Here is a 24,054-nt window from a genome sequence, read left to right on the forward strand (position 1 = left end):
GTGTAGATGAACACTGTCTGGTGATACGTGTCTTGCCCAATACAGTTCGGTTGCAACCAGGACGCAATGGCTTGGTTGAGCGCGGTTACCGAATACGCCTGCCGCGTCTGGTAACCCGATCAAAGGTAAACACATGCTCCTGAGGTGACTCCACGCAACAGCCAAATAGCCGACGCCGTTCGTGTCCCTCCCCGTAACGCAACTCAACCGCTGCTGAGCATTCGGGACAAGTGGCGGTATACCGAACCAAACCGATAACGCGCTCGTCCCCCGCCCTAAAGCTTTCCAGTTGAGCGGGGGCTTCCCTCCAACTGACCAGCACCTCCGACGCCGGAGCGATTCGATCTGAAAGCAGCCACCAGCCATCGCGGATTGCTTTTGCCAAGATCCAACTGTTCAGAATCGCTAATACGGCAAAGGCCAGGTCTGAAGTTGCCAATGGCCGGTGGACCAAAAGGTGCAACCACCCAACCCCAGCTAGCGACAGTACGCACAGCGCTGGCAGGAGGATGGTGCCCCCGAATGCCAAGCCCCGAACTGATTTGATCTTGAACGATCCTGTGCCAAGCAGTGGCTTAGCGATGAATGAGCACTTCACTAAGCCTGCTTCAGCGTACACGTACTTGATCTGTTGTTTGTCGGTATCTGAAAGGATTTCAACTAGTTGATCATCGGGTTGCCCCTCTGCAGCGTCATCATTATTTTCGAATGAGTAGACCTCCAGAAGCCATCGCGCACGATGCCGACCACCGGGAGACAGTTTCTTTAGTCGAAGCGCATGGCGGAAACCTCGTCCCTCAAAGAAGGCTTCGACGCTTGATCGGCGACTTTCGAGATAACGTGTCAAGTTAGCGTTTTTGACCTTGGTCGAGGACGCTTCATAGTCTTCCTGCTCCGGCATATCGCAAGCCTCGGCGAGCTCCTGTGCATCGAATTCAGGCGGCTGTCCCCCCTTGGAATTGGCACTTAGGGTGATGGATTCGCTCACCAATGCGCGCACAAGCCTCGATGCCGTGGCTTCATCGCGCTGTACGTCCAGCCAGTCGCGCATACACAGCAACAGATCGCGAAAAGTGGGCTGGGTCAACCCGTTGGCAACCGGTTCAGGGCTGGTTGGCAGGGATTCGGATCGCAACACTTGGTTTTCCTCCACTCAACTCTTGGAATCCCTATGTTGTCACTATTCGCGTTGCACGAATCCAATCGTTTTGTTCATGTGAGCGAGGTCGAGCGCGGCTTGGCTTGTGATTGTCGATGTGCCGTTTGCGGTGAGCCAGTAATTGCGCGGCAGGGCGAACTCAGGGAGCACCACTTTGCGCACAGCTCTAACGCCGAGCCCTGCGCTTCTAGCTACGAATCAGATCTGCACCACTTTGCCAAGAGAGTGATCATCGAAGCCCGAGGGTTGGTAGTACCAGTGACTCCCGCTGCATCTCAAGCGCTGGGATTCGGCGGACGGTTAGATCAATCTATCCTGTTGGCATGCACTGACATCGAGGAGGAAGTTGTTGTTGGAGAGTTGCGGCCCGACTTGTTGGCGGCGACGGCTGCAGGGGTGAAGGTGGCCATTGAAGTCGCCTACTCGTCTTTTTGCGGTGCGGACAAGTGCCTAGCCTATGAGCAACTAAAACTACCTGCTTTGGAGATTGATCTCTGTGCGTTCACCCCCACCGCCTTTGATGTTGCCAAAGTCAAACACGCCATCTTGGAAGATGTTGCGGGAAAAGCTTGGCTCTGGCCCGAGAACGTTGAGGCCGAGCAGCCGGTAGATGCTTCTACTGAGAACGCCCCTACGCAACGGTTCCTCCCGGAGGAAATCGTGACGATCTATGGACGTTGGATATCGGTAAAAGAGCTGCCCAGCGGAGATATCGCCATCAAAGCGGTGCGATATGACCCAGACGTTGTCTCTGTTGTACGAACCGTCGCACGCGCACATTTTGGTCGGTACCGTGAGGCGTACCATAGCTGGGTCATTCCACGCTTCAGGGCGCAGGAGGCTCGGTTGCAGCTGCGCACCATTGCTTCAGCCGCATAGTGCCGAACATGACTTGGAGCGCTTGGCGGCATGTGAACACATGGCGAGCCTACCTACTGCAATGAGCTTCGCACCATGAACGGCATAAACTATTTGTTTTCTAGAAGCGAACTGGGTTAGGGAAGCACTTCTGTGTGGAAATCAACAAGCCATGGCTCAACGCCACTGTAGTTCGCACCTGCCCCACGCCCAGGCGCCGTATGGCAGGTGCTACATGACGCGCAACAACTGATTTGCTTTGGCATGTGGCATACCACTTGACGCGCGAGGGGGAAGCCGGCGCCAGCCGGTTTTCGCGCCTGAGGCCCGGCGTGCCCAATTGCTTGTCGATTGGAGCATAGCGCGGCTTTCGACTTAGCAGCTAGCTACCCTTCAACGATCTGGAAGACGCATCGGATTGCAGTCGTTCAGCGTTAAGTATGCCTCAGCTTGCCTCCTTGTCCGAATAATCCGGATTTCGCATTCAAGGAACATTTCTCGCGGACTCCACCGCTGCGCAAACCTGCGCACGCCAATTGCACTACGCGCTATGGACATCGCGAAGGCAGTACATTTGCATGGCCCCATTGAGGAGACAACTTCCATGTCACGCCTGAAAGACGAGAGCCTTTCCATCCGCACCTCCGCCGATATCAAGAAGCTCTTGCGCTTGGCGGCTGACCGTGAGCGTCGATCAGTTGCTTCTATGATCGAAATCCTTGTGCTGGAATACGCCCGTGCGCACCACCTCAAGCTGGGCAATCAACATAAGCCAGCTGACGGAGGCGCATAAGAATGGCGAAAGCCGAAGCGCAAGCGCGCATCAAAATCAATAAGCTGCTGGAGTCCGCTGGTTGGCGCTTTTTCGAGGATGCCAAGGGTAAAGCTAACGTGGCTTTAGAGCCGAATGTCAAGCTGAGCCAGGACCAAATCAACGATCTGGGCGAGAACTTCGAGTCAACCAAAAACGGCTTTGTTGACTTCCTGCTTCTGGACAACAAGAGCTTTCCGCAGGTTGTCCTGGAAGCCAAGTCTGAAGACAAGAATCCTCTAGTGGGCAAGGAGCAGGCGCGCAAGTATGCTAGGTCGTTGAACTGCCGGTTTGTGATCCTTTCAAACGGTAACCTTCACTACTTCTGGGACTTAAAGCAGGGGAATCCGCACGTCATTACTGTTTTCCCTTCGCCTGACTCCCTCCAGAGTTACCGGAAGTTTGAGCCTGATCTGAAGCGACTGGTCGCTGAATCAATCGGGTGCGACTACATTGTCCAAACCCAAATGCCTGCTTACGAAAGAGAGGCCGGGTGGCTAAATGTTGACGAACGTCAGGACTTCATAGCGAAAAACAAGCTCCGCTTTCTACGCATTTATCAAAAGCAAGCACTGAATGAAATTCAAATTGCCGTAGCGGGTGGGGCTACCCGCTTCCTATTTGAAATGGCGACTGGCACTGGCAAGACTCTGACCTCTGCTGCCGTCATCAAGCTGTTCCTTCGCACGAGCAACGCCAGACGCGTACTGTTTCTGGTGGATCGATTAGAGCTGGAGGATCAAGCTGCCAAGGCGTTCAAGGACTATCTGAAGAACGACTACGCCACAGTCATCTACAAAGAACGCCGTGACGATTGGCGTAAAGCAGAGATCGTTGTCACCACGGTGCAGTCGCTGTTGTTCAACAACAAATACAAGCGCCTGTTCTCACCCACTGACTTCGATTTGGTCATCTCGGACGAAGCCCACCGATCCATCGGCGGCAATGCCCGCGCGGTATTCGAGTACTTCGTTGGCTACAAGCTTGGCCTGACAGCGACACCGCGCGACTATCTGAAGAGCTTTGACGCGAATAAGCCCAATACCCGCGACCCGCGCGAGCACGAGCGCCGCCTGCTGCTGGACACATACCGCACCTTCGGTTGCGATTCCGGGCAGCCTACCTTCCGCTACTCGCTGCTGGATGGCGTCAAGGACGGCTTCCTGATCAACCCTGTTGTGGTCGATGCCAGGACCGACATCACCACCAAGCTGTTGTCCGAGCAGGGCTATGCTGTGATGGCTCCCGTCGGCGAGGATGGGCAGCAGGAACAAAGCTTCGTTTCAAAGGACTTCGAGAGAAAGTTTTTCTCCAATGCAACTAACGAGCTGTTTTGCCAGACCTTCATTAAGAACGGTCTGCGTGACCCTGTGACAGGCGAGTTCGGCAAGGGTCTGGTGTTCGCAGTCAGTCAAAACCATGCAGCCAAGCTCACCCAGGACTTAAACGAGCTGGCGGAAGTGCTTTGGCCCGGTAAGTACCAGTCAGACTTTGCGGTGCAGGTCACATCCAGCGTGGCAGATGCACAGCAGTACACCATCAACTTCACTAACAACAACCTGTTGGGCTGGGGCAACTTCAATGCCTCATACAAGACCAGCAAGGCACGCGTCTGCGTCACCGTGGGCATGATGACCACTGGGTACGACTGCCCGGACATCTTGAACCTGGCATTGATGCGCCCGGTGTACTCGCCGTCCGATTTTGTGCAGATCAAAGGGCGCGGCACTCGCAAGCACAACTTCCTTGAGCAGTTGTTCGATGACGATCTGAAGCCACTGATCACCGAGCCTGAAAAGACCCGGTTCAAGTTCTTCGACTTCTTCGCCAACTGCGAGTACTTCGAGGAAAAGTTCGACTACGACGAGGTTCTGAAGCTCCCGGCCCGAAGTGCTGAGGGTGATGGACAGGGTGGTGAGCCACCACCACCTCCGCGAACTACTGGCATGTACGAGCACACAGGCGTCGATGCCATGCACCATGTAGCCGAGCACCAAATCGGCCACGAAGGCATGAAAATCGATCGAATGTTCTTCGAGAAATTCGAGGAGCAGGTCAAGGCAGACCCAGTGTTGCAACATCAAGTTGAAAACGAGCAGTGGGAGCTGGCCCTAGACTATGTGGCCAGCCATCTGTTCGACAAACCGACAGAGTACTTCAACCTGGAAAAGCTGCGTCGCGCAGCTGGAGTAGATCGGCGTCTGAGTCTGAAGGAAATCTTGCAGAAGATCTTCGGCCTGATCCCATACTTCAAGAGCAAAGATGAATTGCTGGAAGATGAATTCCAGGAGTTCCTGCTGGCCAACCAGAGCAAGCTGGCTGAAGACCAGGGTGCAGCGGTCTTGGCCATGAAGTACTTCTTCAAGGCGTATGCCACCGATGCAGCACTGCGGGCCATCATCGACGACAAGCGCTTTGGCGAGCTGAACGTCAACCCGGCCTTCGGCGTGGGTGACCTACGTGCTGTGCCGTCTGAGTGGCGCGAAGGCATACCTGAGTACGTCAAAGACTATGTACCGCTAAACCAATTTATGTAAGCCGCCGTAGGCGGCTGAGCTAGAAGAACAACACCATGCTGGATACCGACACCAAACGCCGAATCGATTCCTGCCGAGACATCCTCGTCGGCAAGGTGCCCGACCCCAAAAGTCAGGTCGAGCAGATCACCATCGCACTGATCTACAAGTTCATGGACGACATGGATGCCCAGTCAGAAGAGTTCGGCGGCAAGCGCAGCTTCTTCGTCAATGGCTTTGAGAAATACAGCTGGAGCAAACTGCTGGCGCCTAGCCTGGGCGGCCAGGACACGTTGAACCTCTACTCTGAGGCCATTGGCAAGATGACTGAGAATACGCACCTGCCTGCGCTGTTCCGAGACATCTTCAAAAACGCGTACCTGCCGTACCGCGACCCGGAAACGCTGAAGGCGTTTTTGAAGGAAATCGATGGATTCTCCTACGACCATTCCGAGCGATTGGGTGACGCCTTTGAATATCTGCTTTCAGTGTTGGGTAGCCAAGGCGATGCAGGTCAATTTCGCACGCCGCGCCACATCATTGACTTCGTGGTCCAAGCCGTTGGACCGAAAAAGAATGACAGGATTCTGGATCCCGCTTGCGGCACTGCGGGATTTCTGATCTCGGCGTACAAGCACATCCTCCGGGAGAACTCGCCAATCAAAGAGCAAAACAACTGGCAAATGCAGCAAGGAGCTTCAGTTGCGGAGACATCAATTGAAAGCCCAATGCATTATAGCGGGAGTCTTTTGACTCCCGTTGAGCGTCAGAGAATTCACCAAAACATCAAAGGCTTCGACATTTCACCCGATATGGTGAGGCTTTCATTAGTAAATCTATATTTACACGGTTTCCGATCGCCACTGGTCGAAGAGTATGACTCCTTAACTCAGGAGGATCACTGGCAAGAGAGCTATGACGCAATTTTAGCCAACCCACCGTTTATGACCCCAAAGGGTGGGATCAAACCGCACAAAAAATTCAGCCTACAGTCGAAGCGCGCTGAGTTACTTTTCCTTGACTATATTGCAGAACACTTGTCACCCATAGGGAAGGCCGGAGTAATTGTTCCTGAAGGCATTGTCTTTGTTGGTCAATCGGCTTACGTCGGGATGCGGAGGCGATTAATTCAAGAAAAATCTTTGATCGCAGTTATTGAATTGCCTCACGGCGTTTTCAAACCGTACGCCAGTGTTAAAACGCATATTCTTATCATTGACAAACAATTCGCCAAAAGTACGGAGAGAATTTTATTCATTAACATTGGTGCGGATGGGTATACGCAAACAGACACAAGGCAAGCCGTTGAGGACAACGAACTTCCTTCGGCCCTAGAGCTGATAGAGAATTTCAGGCGAGGAAAACTAGAAGACACCTCTCAAATTTCACGACCGAGCTTTATCATGGTTAGCAGAGAAAATATTCTCGCTTCTGCTGGATGTCACCTAGTTGGAAGGTGGTACATGCTTGAGCGCACATTTCAAGATCTTCGAAAACGTATGCCTGGGGCAAAAGAGCTCGGCAAGCTTTGTTATATTCACAGGGGGAGACATTCAAATATGAACACACCTCCTGGTGAATTTCCGCTCGTGGTTCCTGCAACAGATAGGAAGGCGTCGGTAGATTATTCGTTTGATTTCAAGGCTAGCTGCATCCCGCTCGTTTCATCTTCGGGTCATGGTAAGGCCGACATCAAGCGCCTACATTATCAAGAAGGCAAATTTGCTCTAGCAGATACGATGTGCTGTCTAGAAGCAATGAATGCTGAGGAAGTAGAGATCAGATACGTCCATGAGTACTTATCCAAGTTCAAAGATGAGCTCTTGGTACCGATGATGTGCGGAGCCACGAATGTCACCTTGGACGAGAATGCGCTAAAAAAGATTCTCATTCCATTGCCACACATCGACGAGCAAAGAAGAATAGTCCGCGGAATTTTAGCGAAAGAAGCTGCCGATAAGCTGAGCGCCATTGGGGATGAGATCAATTTTGGCATTCCATCATCCGAGGATGTTGTATCGGAGATCAGGAAGCAGATTGGAAAACTGCTAGCCATTCAAAAAGTATCCCCTTCGTTGAATATCTCATAATAAATTTTTTTGGATCGCTGTTAAAAGTTAAGTGTCGCATCCCGGACGATTGCATAGACTCCAAACGCTATCCAATCTTCATGGCCCGAGGGAATCTGCAAGAGTTGATAGAGTCCTTGCAATCCATCCAGGGAGTGGAGCCATGTTGATAGCCCTGCAAGAACGCCCGCACCACGCCCGCCGTGCGTGCCGAGATCGCACCCAGTGATGAACCCGCCAGCGTCCTGGCTCAGCGCTTTGGGCTCATTGAGCAGAGGGTCTACAAGTGGAAGACGCGTTCCGTCTTTGCAGACCGCTCTCACACTGCCCACCACCCGCAGACGGTGCTCACGCCAGCACAAGAAACAGTGGTGGTTCACTTGCGGCGTACCTTGCTGCTGCCTTTGGATGACCCGCTGGCCGTGACACGGGAGTTTCTCCGCCAACCCGTCTCACGCTCCGGGCTGGACAGGTGCTTGCGCCGCCATGGAGCGGGGAGCATAAAGGCCCTCAAGCCCCAGGAGCCTGCGGTGGCCTACAAGGCCATCAAGAGCTACGAGCCTGACTATGTGCACATGGACCTGAAGTATCTGCCCAAGATGCAGAACGAATCGCAACGGCGCTACCTGTTCGTCGGCATCCACTGGGCTACCCGATGGGTGTTCGTGTAACTCAAAACCAACAAGACAGCCGCCAGTGCGCAGTCCTTTTTTTGAAGGCATTGCACAAGGCATGTCCTATCAGGATCACCAGACTGCAGACCGACAACGGCAAAGAGTCCACGGACCGTCTGTTTGCTAGCAAGGAACGCGAACCCAGCGGCAACCATGAGTTAGATCAACTGTGCCAAGAGCTGGGCGTAGAGCACCGATTGACCACAAGCCCAGGACGCCCAGAACCAACGGCGTAGTTGAGCGGTTTAACGGCCGCATTGCTTATGTTCTGAAGACCCACAGGTTCAACAGCCGCGAAGACATGGAGCAGACCTTGCTGCGCTGTGTGGCCTTGTACAACCACCAGTTGCCGCAGTCAGCGCTCAAACGCAGTACGCCGATGCAGGCCATGAAGGAGTGGCACGCATCTCACCCGCACCTGTTTCTCAAGCGGCCATATAACCGTCCTGTATGCGACAGCTAGGTACTTTTGACCGCAACCGAGAAAGGGCGCGAGCCAACCTAAGCCATTCTCCAACGCACGCAGCTGGCAGTTCGGTTTACATGTTTGCACCCCAGTATTCGTAGAGCGCTGCGGTAGCAGAGGCTGCTGTCGGTACGCTGAATAAGTTACCCCAACATATTCGTTGTGGTTCAACCTGGTCGAGAGCTGGTACGCCCGCATTCCGCGTGACTTCGTCATTCACGGCACCTTCACTTTAGTCAAATATCTCGCCAAGGAAATGATGCTCTGCATCCATCGGTAGAACAATAAACAAAAACCATTGAAGAGGACATTCGCTGATTGAACTCGACTTATCACATCCCATTCTTTGGATTCGGTGAACGAACTGCTGCAATCTGACATCTCCGGTCACTCGCCAGCAAAGCAAAGAAGCTCACCACCACTTTCGGTGGGGCCAATCCAATGGCTCAGAGTTGAAACTAGCGCTAGATATTTTTCTCGGCGCATCACACCCAGATGATTTTCCCCTTGCGCAGAAAAAAATGCGACCTACACCCGCCCGTCAGCCAGACCGAAGGACGTAGTGTCGGCAGCCCCTGGGCGTCGACCTCCAGACTCCACCTCGGCTTAACCTGGGGCAGAAGCGGGAGCTCGACAGTCTGACCACAGCCGCAGGGGCAAAGCATGACCGCTGACCATGGCTCACCCCCCTCGGTGAGCAGCACGAGGTCAAGTCGCGGCAGCGAGGTGGGCGTGTCGCCCTCCACGACCACCGCGACCCGGCGGGTTGGCGCGGCCCATGCCTTAAGCGCCTGCCAGAAACCGCTGACCCAGCGCATCAGACGCCCTCCGTGCTAAGCGCCGGCAGGCCCAGCAGCGGCTCGGCTGCACCGCTGGCAAGCAGCGATGTCGGCTTCGTTTTGAAGGCATCTTCGGCCGTAAATTCCTGAATGTTTTCCGCGAGCATGAAGTCCGTCCGGGCGTAGAGACCATTCGGCTCATGGCGGTAGGGGTACGCACGCGCAATGAATTCCAGCACCCCGGCGCTGGACGCCCGCATGTTGAGCGCGATGACGGACGGTGCCTGCTCCGGCAGCCCCTGGATGTAGCCTGCTTTCACCTGTTCGGCGTGAGCCGCAGGATCCACCTCGGCTAGCGACTCGGCAAGCAGCGTCTCGGGCGTGTAGACACTACGGTCACGCAGAGAACTGCCGCCCGGAAAAACGTAGTCGATGCGGCCGCAAACCTCTGCGATGGCGACACCATCCCCCATTTTCCGGGTCGGAATTGCGACGCCGATATCGATGAGCGGCAGCAGGAAGGCGGCCGCGATGCGGTCGGCCACCATGCGCCCCCGGAGCGAATCAACGCAGCAGAAGATGACGTCGGCCTGCGCGGCGGCCAGCACCGCGCCCCTTGTCATGACGTTGGCATCTACCCCCTCGAAGTAGGGCGCCTCCCGGTACTGGTTGGCGCGTTCACTGAACGTGACCACTTTCGAGCGGCCGGCGACGGCGTCGGCGAGAGTGGTATTCAGTATCCGATTGAGGTTCTTTCGCTCCATACGGTCGAAGTCGATACCGATCACGCGCCCAAATCCCAGGCGGCACACCTGCTCTGCCGCAGGGGACCCGGTGCCGGACACGCCGATGATGCAGGCCGTGAGCCGCGAAAGCTCGCTGGTCATGCCGGACGTGAAGGCCATCGGGCGCTGCGCTGAGTTCAGGAGGTCGTCGCGCCACCAGTAGCGGATATCGTCGCCGGCGATCGACACCATGTCCACGGGCGTGTGGCTGCCGTGCTGGTCATAGAGCCTTGCGAAGATGCAGCCATTGGGCAGCATCACCGCGGAACCGTGCAGCCCTTCGAACGCATCGAAGATGCAGGGCATGATGCTGCGGTCGCTTTCGTCGTCGGTATCGGAGAACGCCGCGTAGCCACCTGGGTGGGAGTGCAGGAGCAGGATGCCATGGCGATCGCGTTCCGCGACATCAATCGCCTGTTCGACATAGCTGCCCGGCCAAGCCAACGTGCGGTCTGTGCGGTTGGTGCAGGCCTCGTGCGGTACTTCGATAACGTCACGGACCAGGATCCGCAGGCGCGGGCCAGGCACGCGCGTACAGATCAGGATAGCTGCTGCCTCCTTGCCGTCGCCGGGGAAGAGGTGAGCCAGCAGCTGCGCATGCGCGGCCACCGTCAGGGTCAGAGTCGCACGCGGGATCATTCGTCCAACTCCTTGGCCAAGCAGGTGTCGACCAGCACCATGTGGGACCGCACATTGTCGGTGTGCTCATCCCATTTACTGGCCTCCGTACGGTGGCGCGACCAACCCTGGAACTCCATGCCACCAATCATGGCCCTCACCTGAGTGCTGGGGATCTCGGCGCCGTTGGCGCGGCGCACGAACGGCGTGAAGTAGAACATGTCGATTTGAGTGACCGGGTATTCTCGGTGGATATCAAGAGCCAGGGTGACCACCGAGGGCGCATAACCGACCGGTAGTTGGTAGTCGTGTATCAGCAGCCAGCGGCGTTCGGCTTCGAGCACAGTCTCCCAACGCAGACCGAGGTCGTCGAGAAACTTCTCGTCGTCGGCCAACACCTTGAACTGACGGCGTGCCGCCAGCGTCTGGCCGTCGCCGTTGATGACAGTGCGCTGCATCAGGCGGATCTTCTCGATCCCTGGGGTGCGCAGGTCGACCACGTAGTCGGGCGTCACCTTCGTCTTCTCGCCCTGCACGATTAGGAGGATGTCCCACGACTTCGGGTCGTAACCTCCGCGAGCCAGCGCGTCCGCAACCTTGACCTCGGGCTTGTCCCATTCCTGTATCACGCCGTGGACCTTGAGCTTCCAGACCTTGGTGACCTTGGCGAAATTTTCAACGCCGGGTTCAGCGAGATCAATACGCTCGGCTGGCAGCACCACGGCTGCAACACCATTGCGGAGGATCTCGATTTGCTGGTTGTCGGGCACAGCCGCCAGCTCACGGATCAACTGGCCGGAAATGAAGCGATAGGGCCACTCGTAGGAGTCTTCGCCGACGCCGACGCCGAAGCGGTAGAGGCGGTCGCCGGTAGCCAAGACGAACTTGGTGCCCAGCGCAAGATTTGCCTGCTCGTGCAGGCGGATGGTTTCGAGACCGCCGGTCTTGAGGACCTGCAGCACGATATGGTCGGCGTCAGCCGGACGGCCTGCGGCGGCAAGTATGTCCTTCCCTTCTAGAGAGTGGCGCGGCACAGGGACAGCCTCGACTACGCATAGTTCATCACGGATCACGTGAATATCGTGTGCTTGAGCGTTGGCGGTGCCGAGCGGAGCTGCGGCGGGGAGAGTCGTTTCCATATTGGTAGACCTTTCTGCTTCAATGAAGCTGTTTAACTTCGCTCGCGACTTGATGCCTCGAGCTGGGTTAGATCGTACACTAAAACTTCTGCTTAATGCAAGCAGTTTAATCAGAATCAGCGGATTGGCTTGTACTTGAACTCGATGCCGCCCGACTCGGCACCTTCTTCGACGCGTAGAAGATAGCCTTGGGCCACCAGCGTCTTGAGCCGGGTGCTTGCGTTGGGAACGGAAATGCCCAGGTCAGCTGCAGCTTGGGAGGCAAGCGCTTCCCCTTTGCCTAGAACATACTCGACTAAGGTGCGAGTCGCGGGCGTGAGGTCAGGGCCTATAACCTCAAACTGCTGGCCTGACCAAATCACCAAAGGCTGATCTTTCGCCTTAGCGGCATAGCTCCAGTTGTCGATAAGGTCGCGGTTCTTAAGGTCGGTGAGATAGAAGCCCCGCTCGCCTCTAAGCTGCTTAGCCAGCGAAACAACACTGTCACGTGCGAAGGAAGCGTCCGTTGCGGTGATGCCATCAAACGAGATGCCGAAGACGCACACACCATGCTTTCCCTCTACAAAATCCGATAGCTTTCGGAAGGTATCCCTACCTTCGCTGTTCCCGAACGGCCTATCGCTATCCGTGAATGTCCGAAGCTTCACAACGATGGAGTTCTGGTTCATATGGTTAATTTAATCGCCGATTGTACGTCCGTCAAGCTTGAAGTCGAAGCTGATATGAGTACCATCAATACGAACTAGGTTCGTGTATGGGGTGTAGCGCGTACGTTCGGGCCGATGGTCGATGCATAGTTCAAAGTCTTTTTGCCGCACAGAAATCCTAGCGTGATATTTCCGAGCTTGGTCGCCCGACATCTTCAGACCTGTGCCTCGGCCATCCTCATCTACTTGGCTGATTTGGCCCGTGGAAAACACCTCCTTGAGCAAGGCGATGCCTGAATGTTCGTTTGACCTTGTGATGCGCGCCGCGATGTCTGGATATCGCCTATGCAAGATAGGCTGAAGCGTGCCGACGATACCCAGCCCGTTGTCAGAAATCACCACCTGGATACGTGTTCTTTGTCTATAGGCCTGCAATCCTGCGAAGCCTGCGAGACTTGAGTGTGAGTGATCCAACACGTTTTTGAACGGTTCGCCGATGACGGTCAAGGCCAGCGTCGAGTAGCTCTCGCTGACACAATTTACGAAGCTACGTTCTAGGAGACGCGGAATCTCGTTGTTCGGCTCTGCCGGGTCGATGGTGCGGAGCTCAATTACGCCATCGTTTTTGCCTTGATAGAGTGCCCCGCGTCGAGCATTCGGCCGCTTTGGAAGGACCGCTATATTCGATCCGAGCACTTCGAAGAAGTCCATTCGATCAAGGTAGCTGCGGGTGCTAAGACATTCACTGAAATCCAGAGACACTCGCTTTCCCGCAGCGTCAAGCTGATTACATATTGCCAGCAGCCTGGCAAGCGCGTCGAGCAGCAGCCTGGACTCCTTTTTGAACACGAAGACCACACTTTCGCAGTCATCATGCCAAGGCGTGCAGTTTCTAGAAAGGATGGCCTCGAAATCCTTGGAAGACAGCCATGTGTCTTTGGGGAACTCTATTTGTAGCTCTTCAGAGCCAATCACCGACCATTCAAAGTCATCGTTTCGGAGAAACTTGTCGCTGTGTTCGTACAGGATCTTGTTGACTGCAGCTTTCTCCTGACCCAGAACGGCGGCCATATCCTTGGCTTTAGTACCAGGATTTTTGCCGAGATATGTCAGTAGGTGCCACCACATCTTCCGATGATAAAGGTCTTCGCGAGCGGAAAAGCAAGACGTGTTGGATTGACCGGTAATCTGCAGATGAGGGTACTACTGGGCGGGACGCGGGATGCTCTAGTTGAACAAACTAAAAAACACCCAACATGATTGGGCGTTTTGTTTAGCGCTATTTGCAAGTGCTGAGAATATTTGCAAGATCAACGAGAACCTACACGATGCTCAAACGTCAATATTCCCCGCCCGCAGCGCATTCGTCTCAATGAAATCCCGCCGCGGCTCCACCTCATCCCCCATCAGCATCGTGAACACCCGGTCCGCCTCGATCGCGTCGTCGATCTGCACGCGCAGCAGGCGGCGCACGTTGGGGTCCATCGTGGTTTCCCACAGCTGCTCGGGGTTCATCTCGCCCAAGCCCTTGTAGCGCTGGCGGGATGTGCTGCGTTCGGCTTCGCTGATCAGCCACTTCATGGCCTGGCGGAAGTCGCCGACTTTTTCTTCCTTCTGCTTTTCGCCTTCGCCGCGCAGGGCCTTGGCGCCCTCGCCCAGCAGGCCGCGGAAGGTCTCTGCGGCTTCGGCCAGGGCGGCGTAGTCGGCGCCGTGCACGAAGTCTTGCGTGATGACGCTGCTCTTGATGTTGCCGTGGTGGCGGCGGCTGATGCGCAGCAGGGGCTTGTCGGTGCGGGCGTCGAACTCGCCAGCCACTTCGGCGGGGGCGCCGGTGGTGTTCAGTTCGCGCAGCTTGGCCTGCAGGGCCACGGCGCTGGCTTCAGCGTCGGCCACGGTGTCGAGCTTCAAGCTCACGCCGTCGGCAATGGCGCGCAGGGCTTCGGCGTCCATGAAGTTGCCCAGGCGCGCAATGACGCTCTCGGCGATCTGGTGCTTGCGCGCCAGTTCGGCCAGGGTGTCGCCGGTCAGCGTTTGTGGGTTGGCGCCGCCGGTGGTCACGCTGGCGTGGTTGAGCGCAATGCGCAGCAGGAAGCCGTCGAGCGCGGGGGCGTCCTTCAGGTACAGCTCTTCCTTGCCGGCCTTGACCTTGTACAGCGGTGGCTGGGCAATGTAGATGTGGCCGCGCTCCACCAGCTCGGGCATCTGGCGGTAGAAGAAGGTGAGCAGCAGGGTTCGGATGTGGGCGCCGTCGACGTCGGCGTCGGTCATGATGATGATGCGGTGGTAGCGCAGTTTGGCCACGTCGAAGTCATCGCCACCCGTGGTGCCGCCGGCCTTGCCGATGCCGGTGCCGAGGGCCGTGATCAGCGTGAGGATTTCGTTGCTGGTCAGCAGCTTTTCGTAGCGGGCCTTTTCCACGTTCAGGATCTTGCCGCGCAGCGGCAGGATGGCCTGGAACTTGCGGTCGCGGCCTTGCTTGGCGGAGCCGCCGGCGGAGTCGCCCTCCACGATGTAGATCTCGCACAGGGCCGGGTCTTTTTCCTGGCAGTCGGCCAGCTTGCCGGGCAGGCCCATGCCGTCGAGCACGCCCTTGCGGCGGGTCATTTCGCGGGCCTTGCGGGCGGCTTCGCGGGCGCGGGCGGCTTCCACGATCTTGCCGCAGATGATCTTGGCGTCGGCCGGGCGCTCCTGCAGGTAATCGGTCAGCAGCTTGCCCACGATGTCTTCCACGGGGGCGCGCACTTCGCTCGATACCAGCTTGTCCTTGGTCTGGCTGCTGAACTTGGGCTCGGGCACCTTTACGCTGAGCACGCAGCACAGGCCTTCGCGCATGTCGTCGCCGGTCACTTCGACCTTGGCCTTCTTGGCGAACTCGTTTTCTTCGATGTACTTGTTGATGACGCGGGTCATCGCGGCGCGCAGGCCGGTGAGGTGGGTGCCGCCGTCACGCTGGGGGATGTTGTTGGTAAAGCAGAGCACTTGCTCGCTGTACGCGCTGTTCCACTGCATCGCCACTTCCACGCCGATGTGGGTGCCAGGGATGCCGCCATACGTCTCGGCCGGGCGCTCGCCCGCTGCGTAGAACGAGGTGGGGTGCAGGACGGTCTTGCCCTTGTTGATGAACTCCACAAAGCCGCGCACGCCACCAGCGCCCGAGAAGTCGTCTTCTTTGCCGCTGCGCTCGTCCTTCAGGCGAATGCGCACGCCGTTGTTCAGGAACGAGAGTTCGCGCAGGCGCTTGGCCAGGATCTCGTAGTGGAACTCGTTGTTCTCTTTGAAGATTTCGGTGTCGGGCAAGAAGTGCACTTCGGTGCCGCGCTTGTCGGTGTCGTCCAGCACCTGCATGGGCGAGACTTCCACGCCGTCCACCGTCTGCACGATGCGGTTCTGCACGAAGCCCTTGCTGAACTCCAGCGCGTGCACCTTGCCTTCGCGGCGCACGGTCAAGCGCAGCATCTTGCTGAGCGCGTTCACGCAGCTCACGCCCACGCCGTGCAGGCCGCCCGAGACCTTGTAGCTGTTCTGGTTGAACTTGCCGCCCGCGTGCAGTTCGGTCAGTGCGATCTCGGCGGCCGAGCGCTTGGGCTCGTGCTTGTCGTCCATCTTCACGCCGGTCGGAATGCCCCGGCCGTTGTCGGTCACGCTGATGGAGTTGTCGGAATGGATGGTGACGACGATGTCGTCGCAGTGGCCGGCCAGGGCTTCGTCGATGGAGTTGTCGACCACCTCGAACACCAGGTGGTGCAGGCCGGTGCCGTCGCTGGTATCGCCGATGTACATGCCGGGGCGCTTGCGCACGGCCTCCAGGCCTTCGAGGATGGTGATGGCGCCTTCGCCGTAGCTTTCGCTGGCCCCGGCCTGGTTGGTGTCGATCTTGGCGAGGGTGGGCTCAACATGGCCGGAGACGCCGGTGTCTTCGGGCTCGGAGGGAATGTTGTCAACGGTCATGGTGGGCCTTGGGATCCGTGGAAACCGGGGTTTCCAATGTGTCAATATGGGTCAAATTGGGCTCTAGCGCTTATCCAGTAAGCGCTAGCAGCTATCAAAACGGTAGTCGTCGTGGTCAGGCTGTGCAGCAAGGCGGGGGCCGCCTCAAATGCGCATTGGCATGACCACGTACTTGAAGCTGTCGTTCTCGGGGATGGTCAGCAGCGCAGAGCTGTTGCCGTCCGAAAGCTCCACCTTCACCATGTCCTGGCCCATGTTGGCCAGGGCGTCGATGAGGTAGGTCACGTTGAAGCCGATCTCGATGGTGTCGCCACCGTAGTCGATGTCGAGCTCGTCCACGGCCTCTTCCTGCTCGGCGTTGTTCGACGCCACGCGCAGGGTGCCGGGCTCCAGATTCAGGCGCACGCCCTTGAACTTGTCGCTGGTCATGATGGCCGTGCGCTGCAGGCTGGCCAGCAGCGGGGCGCGGCCCAGGGTGATGCTGTTCTTGTGGTTCTTGGGGATCACGCGGTTGTAGTCGGGGAACTTGCCCTCGACCAGCTTGGTGACGAACTCCATGCCGCCAAAGGTGAACTTGGCCTGGTTGTTGGCGAACTGCATCTCGATGTGGGGCTGGTTCTCGCCGCCCGCATCGCTGAGCAAACGCTGCAACTCGATCACGGTCTTGCGCGGCAGGATGACTTCCTGCTTGGGCACTTCCACATCCAGCGTGGCGCTGGCAAAAGCCAGGCGGTGGCCGTCGGTGGCCACCAGGGACAGCTGCTTGCCCTCAGCCACGAACAGGATGCCGTTGAGGTAGTAGCGGATGTCCTGCACCGCCATGGCAAACGACACCTGACCGAGCAGATCTTTCAGCGTCTTTTGCGGCACGGCGAACACGGGGCCGAAGGCGGCAGACTCTTGCACCAGCGGGAAGTCTTCAGCCGGCAGGCTTTGCAACGTGAAGCGGCTCTTGCCGCCTTTCAGGATGAGCTTGGACTGTGCCGATTCGAGGCTAACGGTCTGGTCGCCCGGCATGGTGCGCAGGATGTCGATGAGCTTGCGCGCCCCCACGGTGGTGGTGAAGTCGCCGGTGTCGCCGCCCAGCTCAGCCGTGGTGCGGATCTGGATTTCGAGGTCGCTGGTCGTCAGCTGCAGGGCATTGCCCGTCTTGCGGATCAGCACATTGGCCAGGATGGGCAGCGTGTGGCGGCGCTCCACGATGCCAGCCACGGATTGCAGAACCGCGAGAACCTTGTCTTGTGTTGCCTTCAGGACGATCATGTCTTCAACCTCTTGTGGTTTTTGGGACGGTGCGTGGACAGCGGCACAGGTCGTGCCTCCCCCTGCTGTATAACCCGCCATTTTGCCCGTTTACCGGGCGGGTTCTTTTCGGGGTCTCTCCCACCGGTTGTCAGCCTTTCAGGGTCTGTTCCAGCACATGCAACTGCTGGTTCAACTCGGTCAGCTGCTGGCGCTCGCCCGAAATCTTGCGCACTGCATGCAAAACGGTGGTGTGGTCGCGCCCACCAAACAATTCTCCGATCTCGGGAAGACTCTTTTGCGTCAGTTCCTTGGCCAGGTACATCGCAATCTGGCGCGGCCGGGCGATGCTGGCCGGGCGCTTCTTGCTGTACATGTCGGCGACCTTGATCTTGTAGTAGTCAGCCACCGTTTTCTGGATGTTTTCCACAGAAATCTGCCGGTTCTGGATCGACAGCAGATCGCGCAGCGCCTCGCGGGCGAGCTGGATGGAAATCTCTTTCTGGTTGAAGCGCGAGTAAGCCAGGATCTTGCGCAGCGCGCCTTCGAGCTCGCGAACGTTGGAGCGCACGTTCTTGGCCACGAAAAATGCCACTTCTTCGGGCATCTCGGTGCCTTCGACGCGGGCCTTGTTGATCAGGATGGCCACGCGCATTTCCAGCTCGGGTGGCTCGATGGCCACCGTCAGGCCCGAGTCGAAGCGCGACACCAGCCGCTCGTGGATGTTGGCCAGGCCCTTCGGATACGTGTCCGACGTCATCACGATGTGCGACTTCTTGGCCAGCAAGGCTTCGAACGCGTTGAAGAATTCTTCCTGCGTGCGGTCCTTGTTGGCGAAGAACTGCACATCGTCGATCAGCAGCAGGTCGAGCGAGTGGTAGCGCTCCTTGAATTCATCAAAGGTGCGCCGCTGGTAGGCCTTAACCACATCCGACACAAACTGCTCGGCATGGATGTAGAGAACTTTGGCGTCGGGCTTGTCCTGCAGCAGGCGGTTGCCCACAGCGTGCACCAGGTGAGTCTTGCCCAGACCCACGCCGCCATAGATAAACAGCGGGTTGTACAGGTGGCCGGGCATGCCCGCCACGTGCATGGCGGCCGAGCGCGCCATGCGGTTGGCCGTGCCTTCCACCAGCGTCTCAAAGGTGAGGCCTGCATTGAGCCGGTTGCGGAAGGCGCCCGCCGAGGCTTCATCGCTGTGGCTCGATGGCGGTTCGGACTGCGTTGCGGTGTTCGATGGTTCAGACGCTGCGGGGCGTGCGTAAGTGCGTACAACGGATTCCCGCTGAGCGAGCGCTAACTCCAGGGTGACGGGCTGGCCATACAGGCCTTCGAGCAATGCGGCAATGCGGCCCGCATATTGCGCCCGGATCCAGTCGAGCTTGAACCGGTTGCCCACCAGCACGGTGACCTTGGAGAAGTCTTCGGCCACCTGGGCAATTAGGGGCTTGATCCAGGTGTTGAACTGCTGCTCGGGCAGGTCTTGCGCCAGTTGCTCTACGCAGGCTTGCCACAGGCCCTGGCCGGCATCTGCACCGGGTGAATGTTGGGGGCTGCGGGAGGGTTCCTCGATCATTTCAGGGGGATTCTTGTTGTGGATAGGAGGAACGGGGCTGGGCGGCGGATTGTAGCTTGTCAAATAGTTATCCACAATTTGAAAACTGCGGTGGTCAGAGGTGTTGATAGTCGTTCAGGGGGCGCTGTGGTGCTGGCGTGTACCCATTGAAAACTGCAGCCGTAGTTGCCGTGAACCGCGATAAGCCGCGATAAAACAAGCCGAAACGTGATCCGGAGATAAGCCTGCCAGCCAAAAGGCATTGCCAGCAGCTGGCTAGCCTGCGATAATCTCGGGTTTCCCTGAATGTGTTCAGGGTGATTTGACCCGGCGCGCCGTTATTTCTGCCCCGTGGATCTGCCGCCAAAGTCCTGTTGTACAGGGCGTGGCTGCGCAGATTGCAGGGGGTTCAAGAGCAGCAGTCCGGAACTGAACCTCAAGGAATAGCACCATGAAACGTACTTATCAGCCCTCCAAGACGCGCCGCGCGCGCACCCACGGTTTCCTCGTCCGCATGAAGACCCGCGGCGGCCGTGCCGTTATCAACGCACGCCGCGCCAAGGGCCGCAAGCGCCTGGCCGTCTAAGGCCGCTACGGTCTACGGCCTGCTCCCCGCCTGTTCCCGGCTTGTACCGCCAGGTTCCAAACGGGGCGCTTGCATGCACAGGCTGAAAACCCGTCCGCAGTTCCAGGCCACCATGGCGGGGGGCACTGTCTCCCGTACAGCGCATTTTGTGCTGCACCGTCTGGTGCTGGATGCCGAAGGTGCTGCGGCTGACCGCCAAGCCAGTGCTGCTTTACCCACAGGGCCCGGCTCCTTGCCACAACAGCAAGGGCCGCAGGCCCTGTTTGCCGTGCAGGGCGTCTGGCTGGGTGCCATGGTGCCCAAGCGCTGGGCGCGCCGCGCGGTGACGCGCAACACCATCAAGCGACAGATCTACACCGTGGGCGCCACGTTTGAAGCGCGGCTCCCGCAGGCCGCCCATGTGGTGCGTCTGCGCACGGCGTTTGACCGCAAGCAGTTCGTGAGCGCTACGTCCGACCAGCTCAAGCAGGCGGTGCGGGCAGAGCTGTTGCAGCTGTTTGGCTACGCCGCACGGCGTGCAGGTGGGGCCGGTGCTGCTTCCCCCGCGCAGCAACAAGGTGGTGTTGCAGAGCCGGTGGTGCCATGCTGATGCAGCGCCTCTTGATCGGTGTCGTCAAGGGCTACCGGCTGTTCCTGAGCCCTTGGCTGGGTTCGTCGTGCCGGTTTGAACCGACCTGCTCGGTCTATTCGCTGCAGGCGCTGGAGCAGCATGGCGCTGCGGCGGGTAGCTATCTCACGGTGCGCAGGCTGGTACGCTGCCACCCCTGGTGTGACGGGGGCCATGACCCGGTCCCGCAACAATTGCCGCGCAGCATGCGGCTTTTCTCGCGGCTTCATCCTTCCAACACCCAACCATCCTCACCAAAGAAGTCTTCATGAACGACATTCGCCGCACCATCCTGTGGGTGATTTTTGGCTTTTCCATGGTTCTGCTGTGGGACAAGTGGCAGCTGCACAACGGCAACAAGGCCACCTTTTTCCCCACCACGCCCGCCGTGACGGCACCCGCCGCTGCTGGCGCTGCGTCGGGCGCGACCGGGGCTGCCAGCGTGCCTTCCACGAGTGCACCCGTGGCCGCTGCAGCGACGGGGGCCTCCGCCGTGCCGGGCCAGCCAGCGGCTGCTGCGGCAGCACCTGCCCCCCGTGAGCGCATCGAAGTCAAGACCGACCTGTATCGCCTGGTGTTTGACAGCGAAGGCGGCTCGCTCACGCATGCCGAGCTGCTCAAGCACGCCGACATGGCCGACAAGGCCCGCAATTTCCTGTTGCTGGACGAAAGCGCCCAGCGCGTTTATGTGGCGCAAACCGGCCTGATCGGTGGCACGTTCCCCACCCACAAGACTGCCATGACCGTGGTGCCCGGCCCGCGTGAACTCAAGGACGGTGAAGATGAAATCAGCGTCCGCTTCGAATCGCCTGCACAGGGCGGCGTGAAGCTGGTCAAGACCTGGACCATCAAGCGTGGCGCCTATGACATCGCTGTCAAGCACGACATCGTCAATACGGGCAGCGCGGCGGTGTCGCCCCAGCTGTACCTGCAATTGGTGCGCGATGGCAACAAGCCTCCCGGAGAGTCGTCGTTCTACTCCACCTTCACCGGCCCGGCCGTCTACACCGACGCCAAGAAGTACCAGAAGATCGAGTTCAAGGACATCGACAACGGCAAGATCGACATCCCCAAGGACTCGCCCAACGGCTACGTTGCCATGGTGCAGCATTACTTCGCCACAGCATGGCTGCTGGCCGACGGTGTGCAGCGCGAGCCCTTCACCCGCAAGGTGGACACCAACCTGTACTCAGTGGGCATGCTGACCTCGCTGGGCGCCATCGAGCCCGGTGCCACCAAGACCATCGATGCGCGCCTGTTCGCTGGCCCGCAGGTCGAAACGATGATGGAAAAGCTGTACCCCGGCCTGGAGCTGGTCAAGGACTATGGCTGGCTCACCATCCTGTCCAAGCCGCTGTACTGGCTGCTGGACCAGCTGCACAAGCTGCTGAACAACTGGGGCTGGTCCATCGTCGCCCTGGTGCTGTTGCTCAAGATCGCGTTCTACTGGCTCAACGCCAAGGCCTACGCCAGCATGGCCAAGATGAAGGCCATCAACCCCAAGATCATGGAGATGCGCGAGCGCCTGAAGGACAAGCCGCAGCAGATGCAGCAGGAGATGATGCGCATCTACCGCGAGGAGAAGGTCAACCCTATGGGCGGCTGCTTCCCTATCATGATCCAGATCCCTGTGTTCATTGCGCTGTACTGGGTGCTGCTGTCCAGCGTGGAAATGCGCAACGCGCCCTGGATCGGCTGGATCCACGACCTCTCCACGCCTGACCCGTTCTTCATCCTGCCCTTGCTGATGACGGCCAGCTCGCTGCTGCAGACAGCCCTGAACCCCGCGCCGCCAGACCCGATGCAGGCCAAGATGATGTGGTTCATGCCGCTGATCTTCAGCGTGATGTTCTTCTTCTTCCCGGCCGGCCTGGTGCTGTACTGGCTGACCAACAACATCCTGTCGATTGCGCAGCAGTGGCTCATCAACACCCGCATGGGCGTGCCACCGCAATTTAACTTGCCGAAGTTCAAGTGATGCCGCAGCGGCAACGCTGACATCAATGAACTGACTCCCGAAAGGCCGCGCAAGCGGCCTTTTTCTTGCCCATCCACCCTGTACAGTCACCACCATGCTTGCCCGCCACCAAGACCCCATCGTCGCCATCGCCACCGCCCCGGGGCGTGGGGCCGTCGGCATCGTGCGCGTGTCAGGGCGCGGGTTGGATGCGCTGGTGCAGGCGGTTTGCGGGCGCACCCTCAAGCCCCGCGAGGCCACCTACCTGCCCTTTCGCGATGCGCAGGGCCAGGCCATCGACCAGGGGCTGGCGCTGTACTTTCCCGGCCCGCACAGCTACACCGGCGAAGACGTGCTGGAGCTGCAGGCCCACGGTGGCCCGGTGGTGCTGCAACTGCTGCTGGCACGCTGCCTGGAGGCGGGTGCCGCCACCGACCCTGCTACCGGCCAGCCCAATCTGCGCGGCTTGCGCGTCGCCCAGCCGGGCGAGTTCACCGAACGAGCCTTCCTGAACGACAAGATCGACCTGGCCCAGGCCGAGGCGATTGCCGACCTGATCGACGCCAGCACCGAGGCGGCTGCCCGCAGCGCCAGCCGCTCGCTGACCGGGGCTTTTTCGGCCGAGGTCCATGGCCTGCGTGATGCCCTCATCCACCTGCGCATGCTGGTGGAGGCCACGCTGGACTTCCCTGAGGAAGAAATCGACTTCCTGCGCAAGGCAGATGCGCATGGACAGCTATCGAATTTGCAGCAAACATTGGCCTCTGTGATGCAGCGGGCGCGCCAGGGCGCGCTGCTGCGCGAGGGCATCAAGGTGGTGATCGCAGGCCAGCCCAATGCCGGTAAAAGCTCGTTGCTCAACGCGCTGGCGGGGGCCGAGCTGGCCATCGTCACCCCCATTGCAGGCACCACCCGCGACAAGGTGCAGCAGACCATCCAGATCGAAGGTGTGCCCCTGCACATCATCGACACCGCCGGCCTGCGCGACAGCGAGGACGAGGTGGAGCGCATCGGCATCGCCCGCGCCTGGGACGAAATTGCCGGGGCCGACGCGGTGCTGTTCCTGCATGACCTGGAGCGTGCGGATGCTCCTGAATACATAGCTGGTGACGCCGATATAGCAAGCGCCATGGCCCAAAAAATGCCCAAGAGCATTCCCGTGATTGACGTCTGGAACAAGCTCGACCGGGCGCCAGGGGCGGCTGCGGCGGCGGGTGAAAACGCCCGGCCTGGCGTGCACCTGTCTGCCCGGACGGGCGAGGGCCTGGATGGTCTGCGGCGCCTGCTTCTGGAAGTAGCCGGCTGGCAGTCTGCGCCGGAAGGCCTCTACATTGCCCGCGCCCGGCATGTGGAGGCTTTGCAGGCCGTGGGGGCTCACTTGCAAGAGGCGGCCGACCAGCTGCAGGCCCAGGGCCCGGCGCTGGATCTGCTGGCCGAAGAGTTGCGCCTGGCCCAGAATGCCCTCAGCGCCATCACCGGCGAGTTCAGCTCGGATGACCTGCTGGGCGTCATTTTTTCCAGTTTTTGTATTGGCAAATAGGTCCGCAGAAGTGCGACTGTTCGTGCAGTTTGAACGGACTGGCCTCCGACCAGGGCGCACAGGCCGCCGCCTGTCGCTTATGTTGTAAATGGACGTAA

Annotated in this window: 18 protein-coding genes and 1 pseudogene; 10 read left to right on the forward strand and 9 right to left on the reverse strand. The window is 58.7% G+C overall.

Annotated features, from left to right (window positions below; all coding sequences use genetic code 11):
- Positions 1 to 85: 85 nt before the first annotated feature.
- A complete protein-coding gene (locus ACQ4MJ_RS21650; protein ID WP_431173678.1) occupies positions 86 to 1,138 on the reverse strand; it encodes a hypothetical protein in 1,053 nt (350 codons plus the stop codon).
- A 33-nt stretch (positions 1,139 to 1,171) separates the two neighbouring features.
- Here ACQ4MJ_RS21650 and ACQ4MJ_RS21655 point away from each other — a divergent pair, with 33 nt between their 5' ends.
- The 5 genes and pseudogenes from ACQ4MJ_RS21655 to ACQ4MJ_RS21675 all read left to right on the forward strand — a co-directional run bounded on the left by ACQ4MJ_RS21655 (position 1,172) and on the right by ACQ4MJ_RS21675 (position 8,550).
- Positions 1,172 to 2,038 (forward strand): competence protein CoiA family protein, encoded by an 867-nt coding sequence (locus ACQ4MJ_RS21655; RefSeq protein ID WP_431151306.1) that lies wholly within the window; start codon positions 1,172 to 1,174, stop codon positions 2,036 to 2,038.
- A gap of 583 nt (positions 2,039 to 2,621) precedes the next feature.
- Positions 2,622 to 2,810, forward strand: coding sequence for a hypothetical protein (locus ACQ4MJ_RS21660; protein WP_317359971.1), 189 nt, complete (start codon positions 2,622 to 2,624; stop codon positions 2,808 to 2,810).
- 2 nt (positions 2,811 to 2,812) lie between these two features.
- Entirely contained in the window at positions 2,813 to 5,365 is a 2,553-nt protein-coding gene (locus tag ACQ4MJ_RS21665) for a DEAD/DEAH box helicase family protein (RefSeq protein ID WP_431151305.1), read from the forward strand.
- Positions 5,366 to 5,400: 35 nt separating this feature from the next.
- Entirely contained in the window at positions 5,401 to 7,434 is a 2,034-nt protein-coding gene (locus tag ACQ4MJ_RS21670) for an N-6 DNA methylase (RefSeq protein WP_431151304.1), read from the forward strand.
- Positions 7,435 to 7,576: 142 nt separating this feature from the next.
- Positions 7,577 to 8,550 (forward strand): annotated as a pseudogene (locus ACQ4MJ_RS21675) (integrase core domain-containing protein).
- Positions 8,551 to 9,038: 488 nt separating this feature from the next.
- Here ACQ4MJ_RS21675 and ACQ4MJ_RS21680 read toward each other — a convergent pair.
- The 8 genes from ACQ4MJ_RS21680 to dnaA form a co-directional block, all read right to left on the reverse strand.
- The gene (locus ACQ4MJ_RS21680; RefSeq protein WP_317359962.1) at positions 9,039 to 9,371 is read right to left on the reverse strand and encodes a DUF6527 family protein; all 333 of its coding nucleotides are present in this window, start codon (positions 9,369 to 9,371) and stop codon (positions 9,039 to 9,041) included.
- The gene (locus ACQ4MJ_RS21685; protein ID WP_431151303.1) at positions 9,371 to 10,756 is read right to left on the reverse strand and encodes a ThiF family adenylyltransferase; all 1,386 of its coding nucleotides are present in this window, start codon (positions 10,754 to 10,756) and stop codon (positions 9,371 to 9,373) included. Before ACQ4MJ_RS21685 ends, ACQ4MJ_RS21680 begins: the two co-directional genes overlap by 1 nt.
- Positions 10,753 to 11,874, reverse strand: a complete 1,122-nt coding sequence (locus ACQ4MJ_RS21690) for an E2/UBC family protein (protein ID WP_431151302.1) — start codon at positions 11,872 to 11,874, stop codon at positions 10,753 to 10,755. The genes ACQ4MJ_RS21685 and ACQ4MJ_RS21690 overlap by 4 nt, the downstream gene beginning before the upstream one ends.
- Positions 11,875 to 11,990: 116 nt before the next feature.
- Positions 11,991 to 12,542 (reverse strand): MarR family transcriptional regulator, encoded by a 552-nt coding sequence (locus ACQ4MJ_RS21695; protein WP_317359953.1) that lies wholly within the window; start codon positions 12,540 to 12,542, stop codon positions 11,991 to 11,993.
- 9 nt (positions 12,543 to 12,551) lie between these two features.
- Positions 12,552 to 13,592 carry a hypothetical protein gene (locus ACQ4MJ_RS21700; protein ID WP_431151301.1) on the reverse strand — a complete coding sequence of 347 codons (1,041 nt, stop codon included), beginning with the start codon at positions 13,590 to 13,592 and terminating at the stop codon, positions 12,552 to 12,554.
- A gap of 261 nt (positions 13,593 to 13,853) precedes the next feature.
- Positions 13,854 to 16,469 carry a DNA topoisomerase (ATP-hydrolyzing) subunit B gene (gyrB, locus tag ACQ4MJ_RS21705; protein ID WP_055401225.1) on the reverse strand — a complete coding sequence of 872 codons (2,616 nt, stop codon included), beginning with the start codon at positions 16,467 to 16,469 and terminating at the stop codon, positions 13,854 to 13,856.
- Positions 16,470 to 16,613: 144 nt separating this feature from the next.
- On the reverse strand, positions 16,614 to 17,732 hold the full coding sequence (gene dnaN, locus ACQ4MJ_RS21710; RefSeq protein WP_055401227.1) for a DNA polymerase III subunit beta: 1,119 nt from the start codon (positions 17,730 to 17,732) through the stop codon (positions 16,614 to 16,616).
- A gap of 130 nt (positions 17,733 to 17,862) precedes the next feature.
- Positions 17,863 to 19,287: a chromosomal replication initiator protein DnaA gene (gene dnaA / locus ACQ4MJ_RS21715; protein WP_121421707.1), complete on the reverse strand. Its 1,425-nt coding sequence runs from the start codon at positions 19,285 to 19,287 to the stop codon at positions 17,863 to 17,865.
- A gap of 430 nt (positions 19,288 to 19,717) precedes the next feature.
- On the opposite strand from dnaA, the gene rpmH reads away from it, so the two are divergent.
- From rpmH to mnmE, 5 genes are all read left to right on the forward strand, one after another.
- Positions 19,718 to 19,852 (forward strand): 50S ribosomal protein L34, encoded by a 135-nt coding sequence (rpmH, locus tag ACQ4MJ_RS21720; protein ID WP_005798102.1) that lies wholly within the window; start codon positions 19,718 to 19,720, stop codon positions 19,850 to 19,852.
- Positions 19,853 to 19,925: 73 nt separating this feature from the next.
- Entirely contained in the window at positions 19,926 to 20,441 is a 516-nt protein-coding gene (locus ACQ4MJ_RS21725; RefSeq protein WP_055401229.1) for a ribonuclease P protein component, read from the forward strand.
- Positions 20,438 to 20,731 (forward strand): membrane protein insertion efficiency factor YidD, encoded by a 294-nt coding sequence (yidD, locus tag ACQ4MJ_RS21730; protein ID WP_176889075.1) that lies wholly within the window; start codon positions 20,438 to 20,440, stop codon positions 20,729 to 20,731. The genes ACQ4MJ_RS21725 and yidD overlap by 4 nt, the downstream gene beginning before the upstream one ends.
- Positions 20,728 to 22,437: a membrane protein insertase YidC gene (gene yidC / locus ACQ4MJ_RS21735; RefSeq protein ID WP_121421705.1), complete on the forward strand. Its 1,710-nt coding sequence runs from the start codon at positions 20,728 to 20,730 to the stop codon at positions 22,435 to 22,437. The genes yidD and yidC overlap by 4 nt, the downstream gene beginning before the upstream one ends.
- Positions 22,438 to 22,531: 94 nt before the next feature.
- Entirely contained in the window at positions 22,532 to 23,956 is a 1,425-nt protein-coding gene (mnmE, locus tag ACQ4MJ_RS21740; protein ID WP_431151300.1) for a tRNA uridine-5-carboxymethylaminomethyl(34) synthesis GTPase MnmE, read from the forward strand.
- Positions 23,957 to 24,054: the final 98 nt, after the last annotated feature.

This window comes from Acidovorax facilis (genome assembly GCF_050626955.1).
Taxonomy (GTDB): Bacteria; Pseudomonadota; Gammaproteobacteria; order Burkholderiales; family Burkholderiaceae_C; genus Acidovorax; species Acidovorax facilis.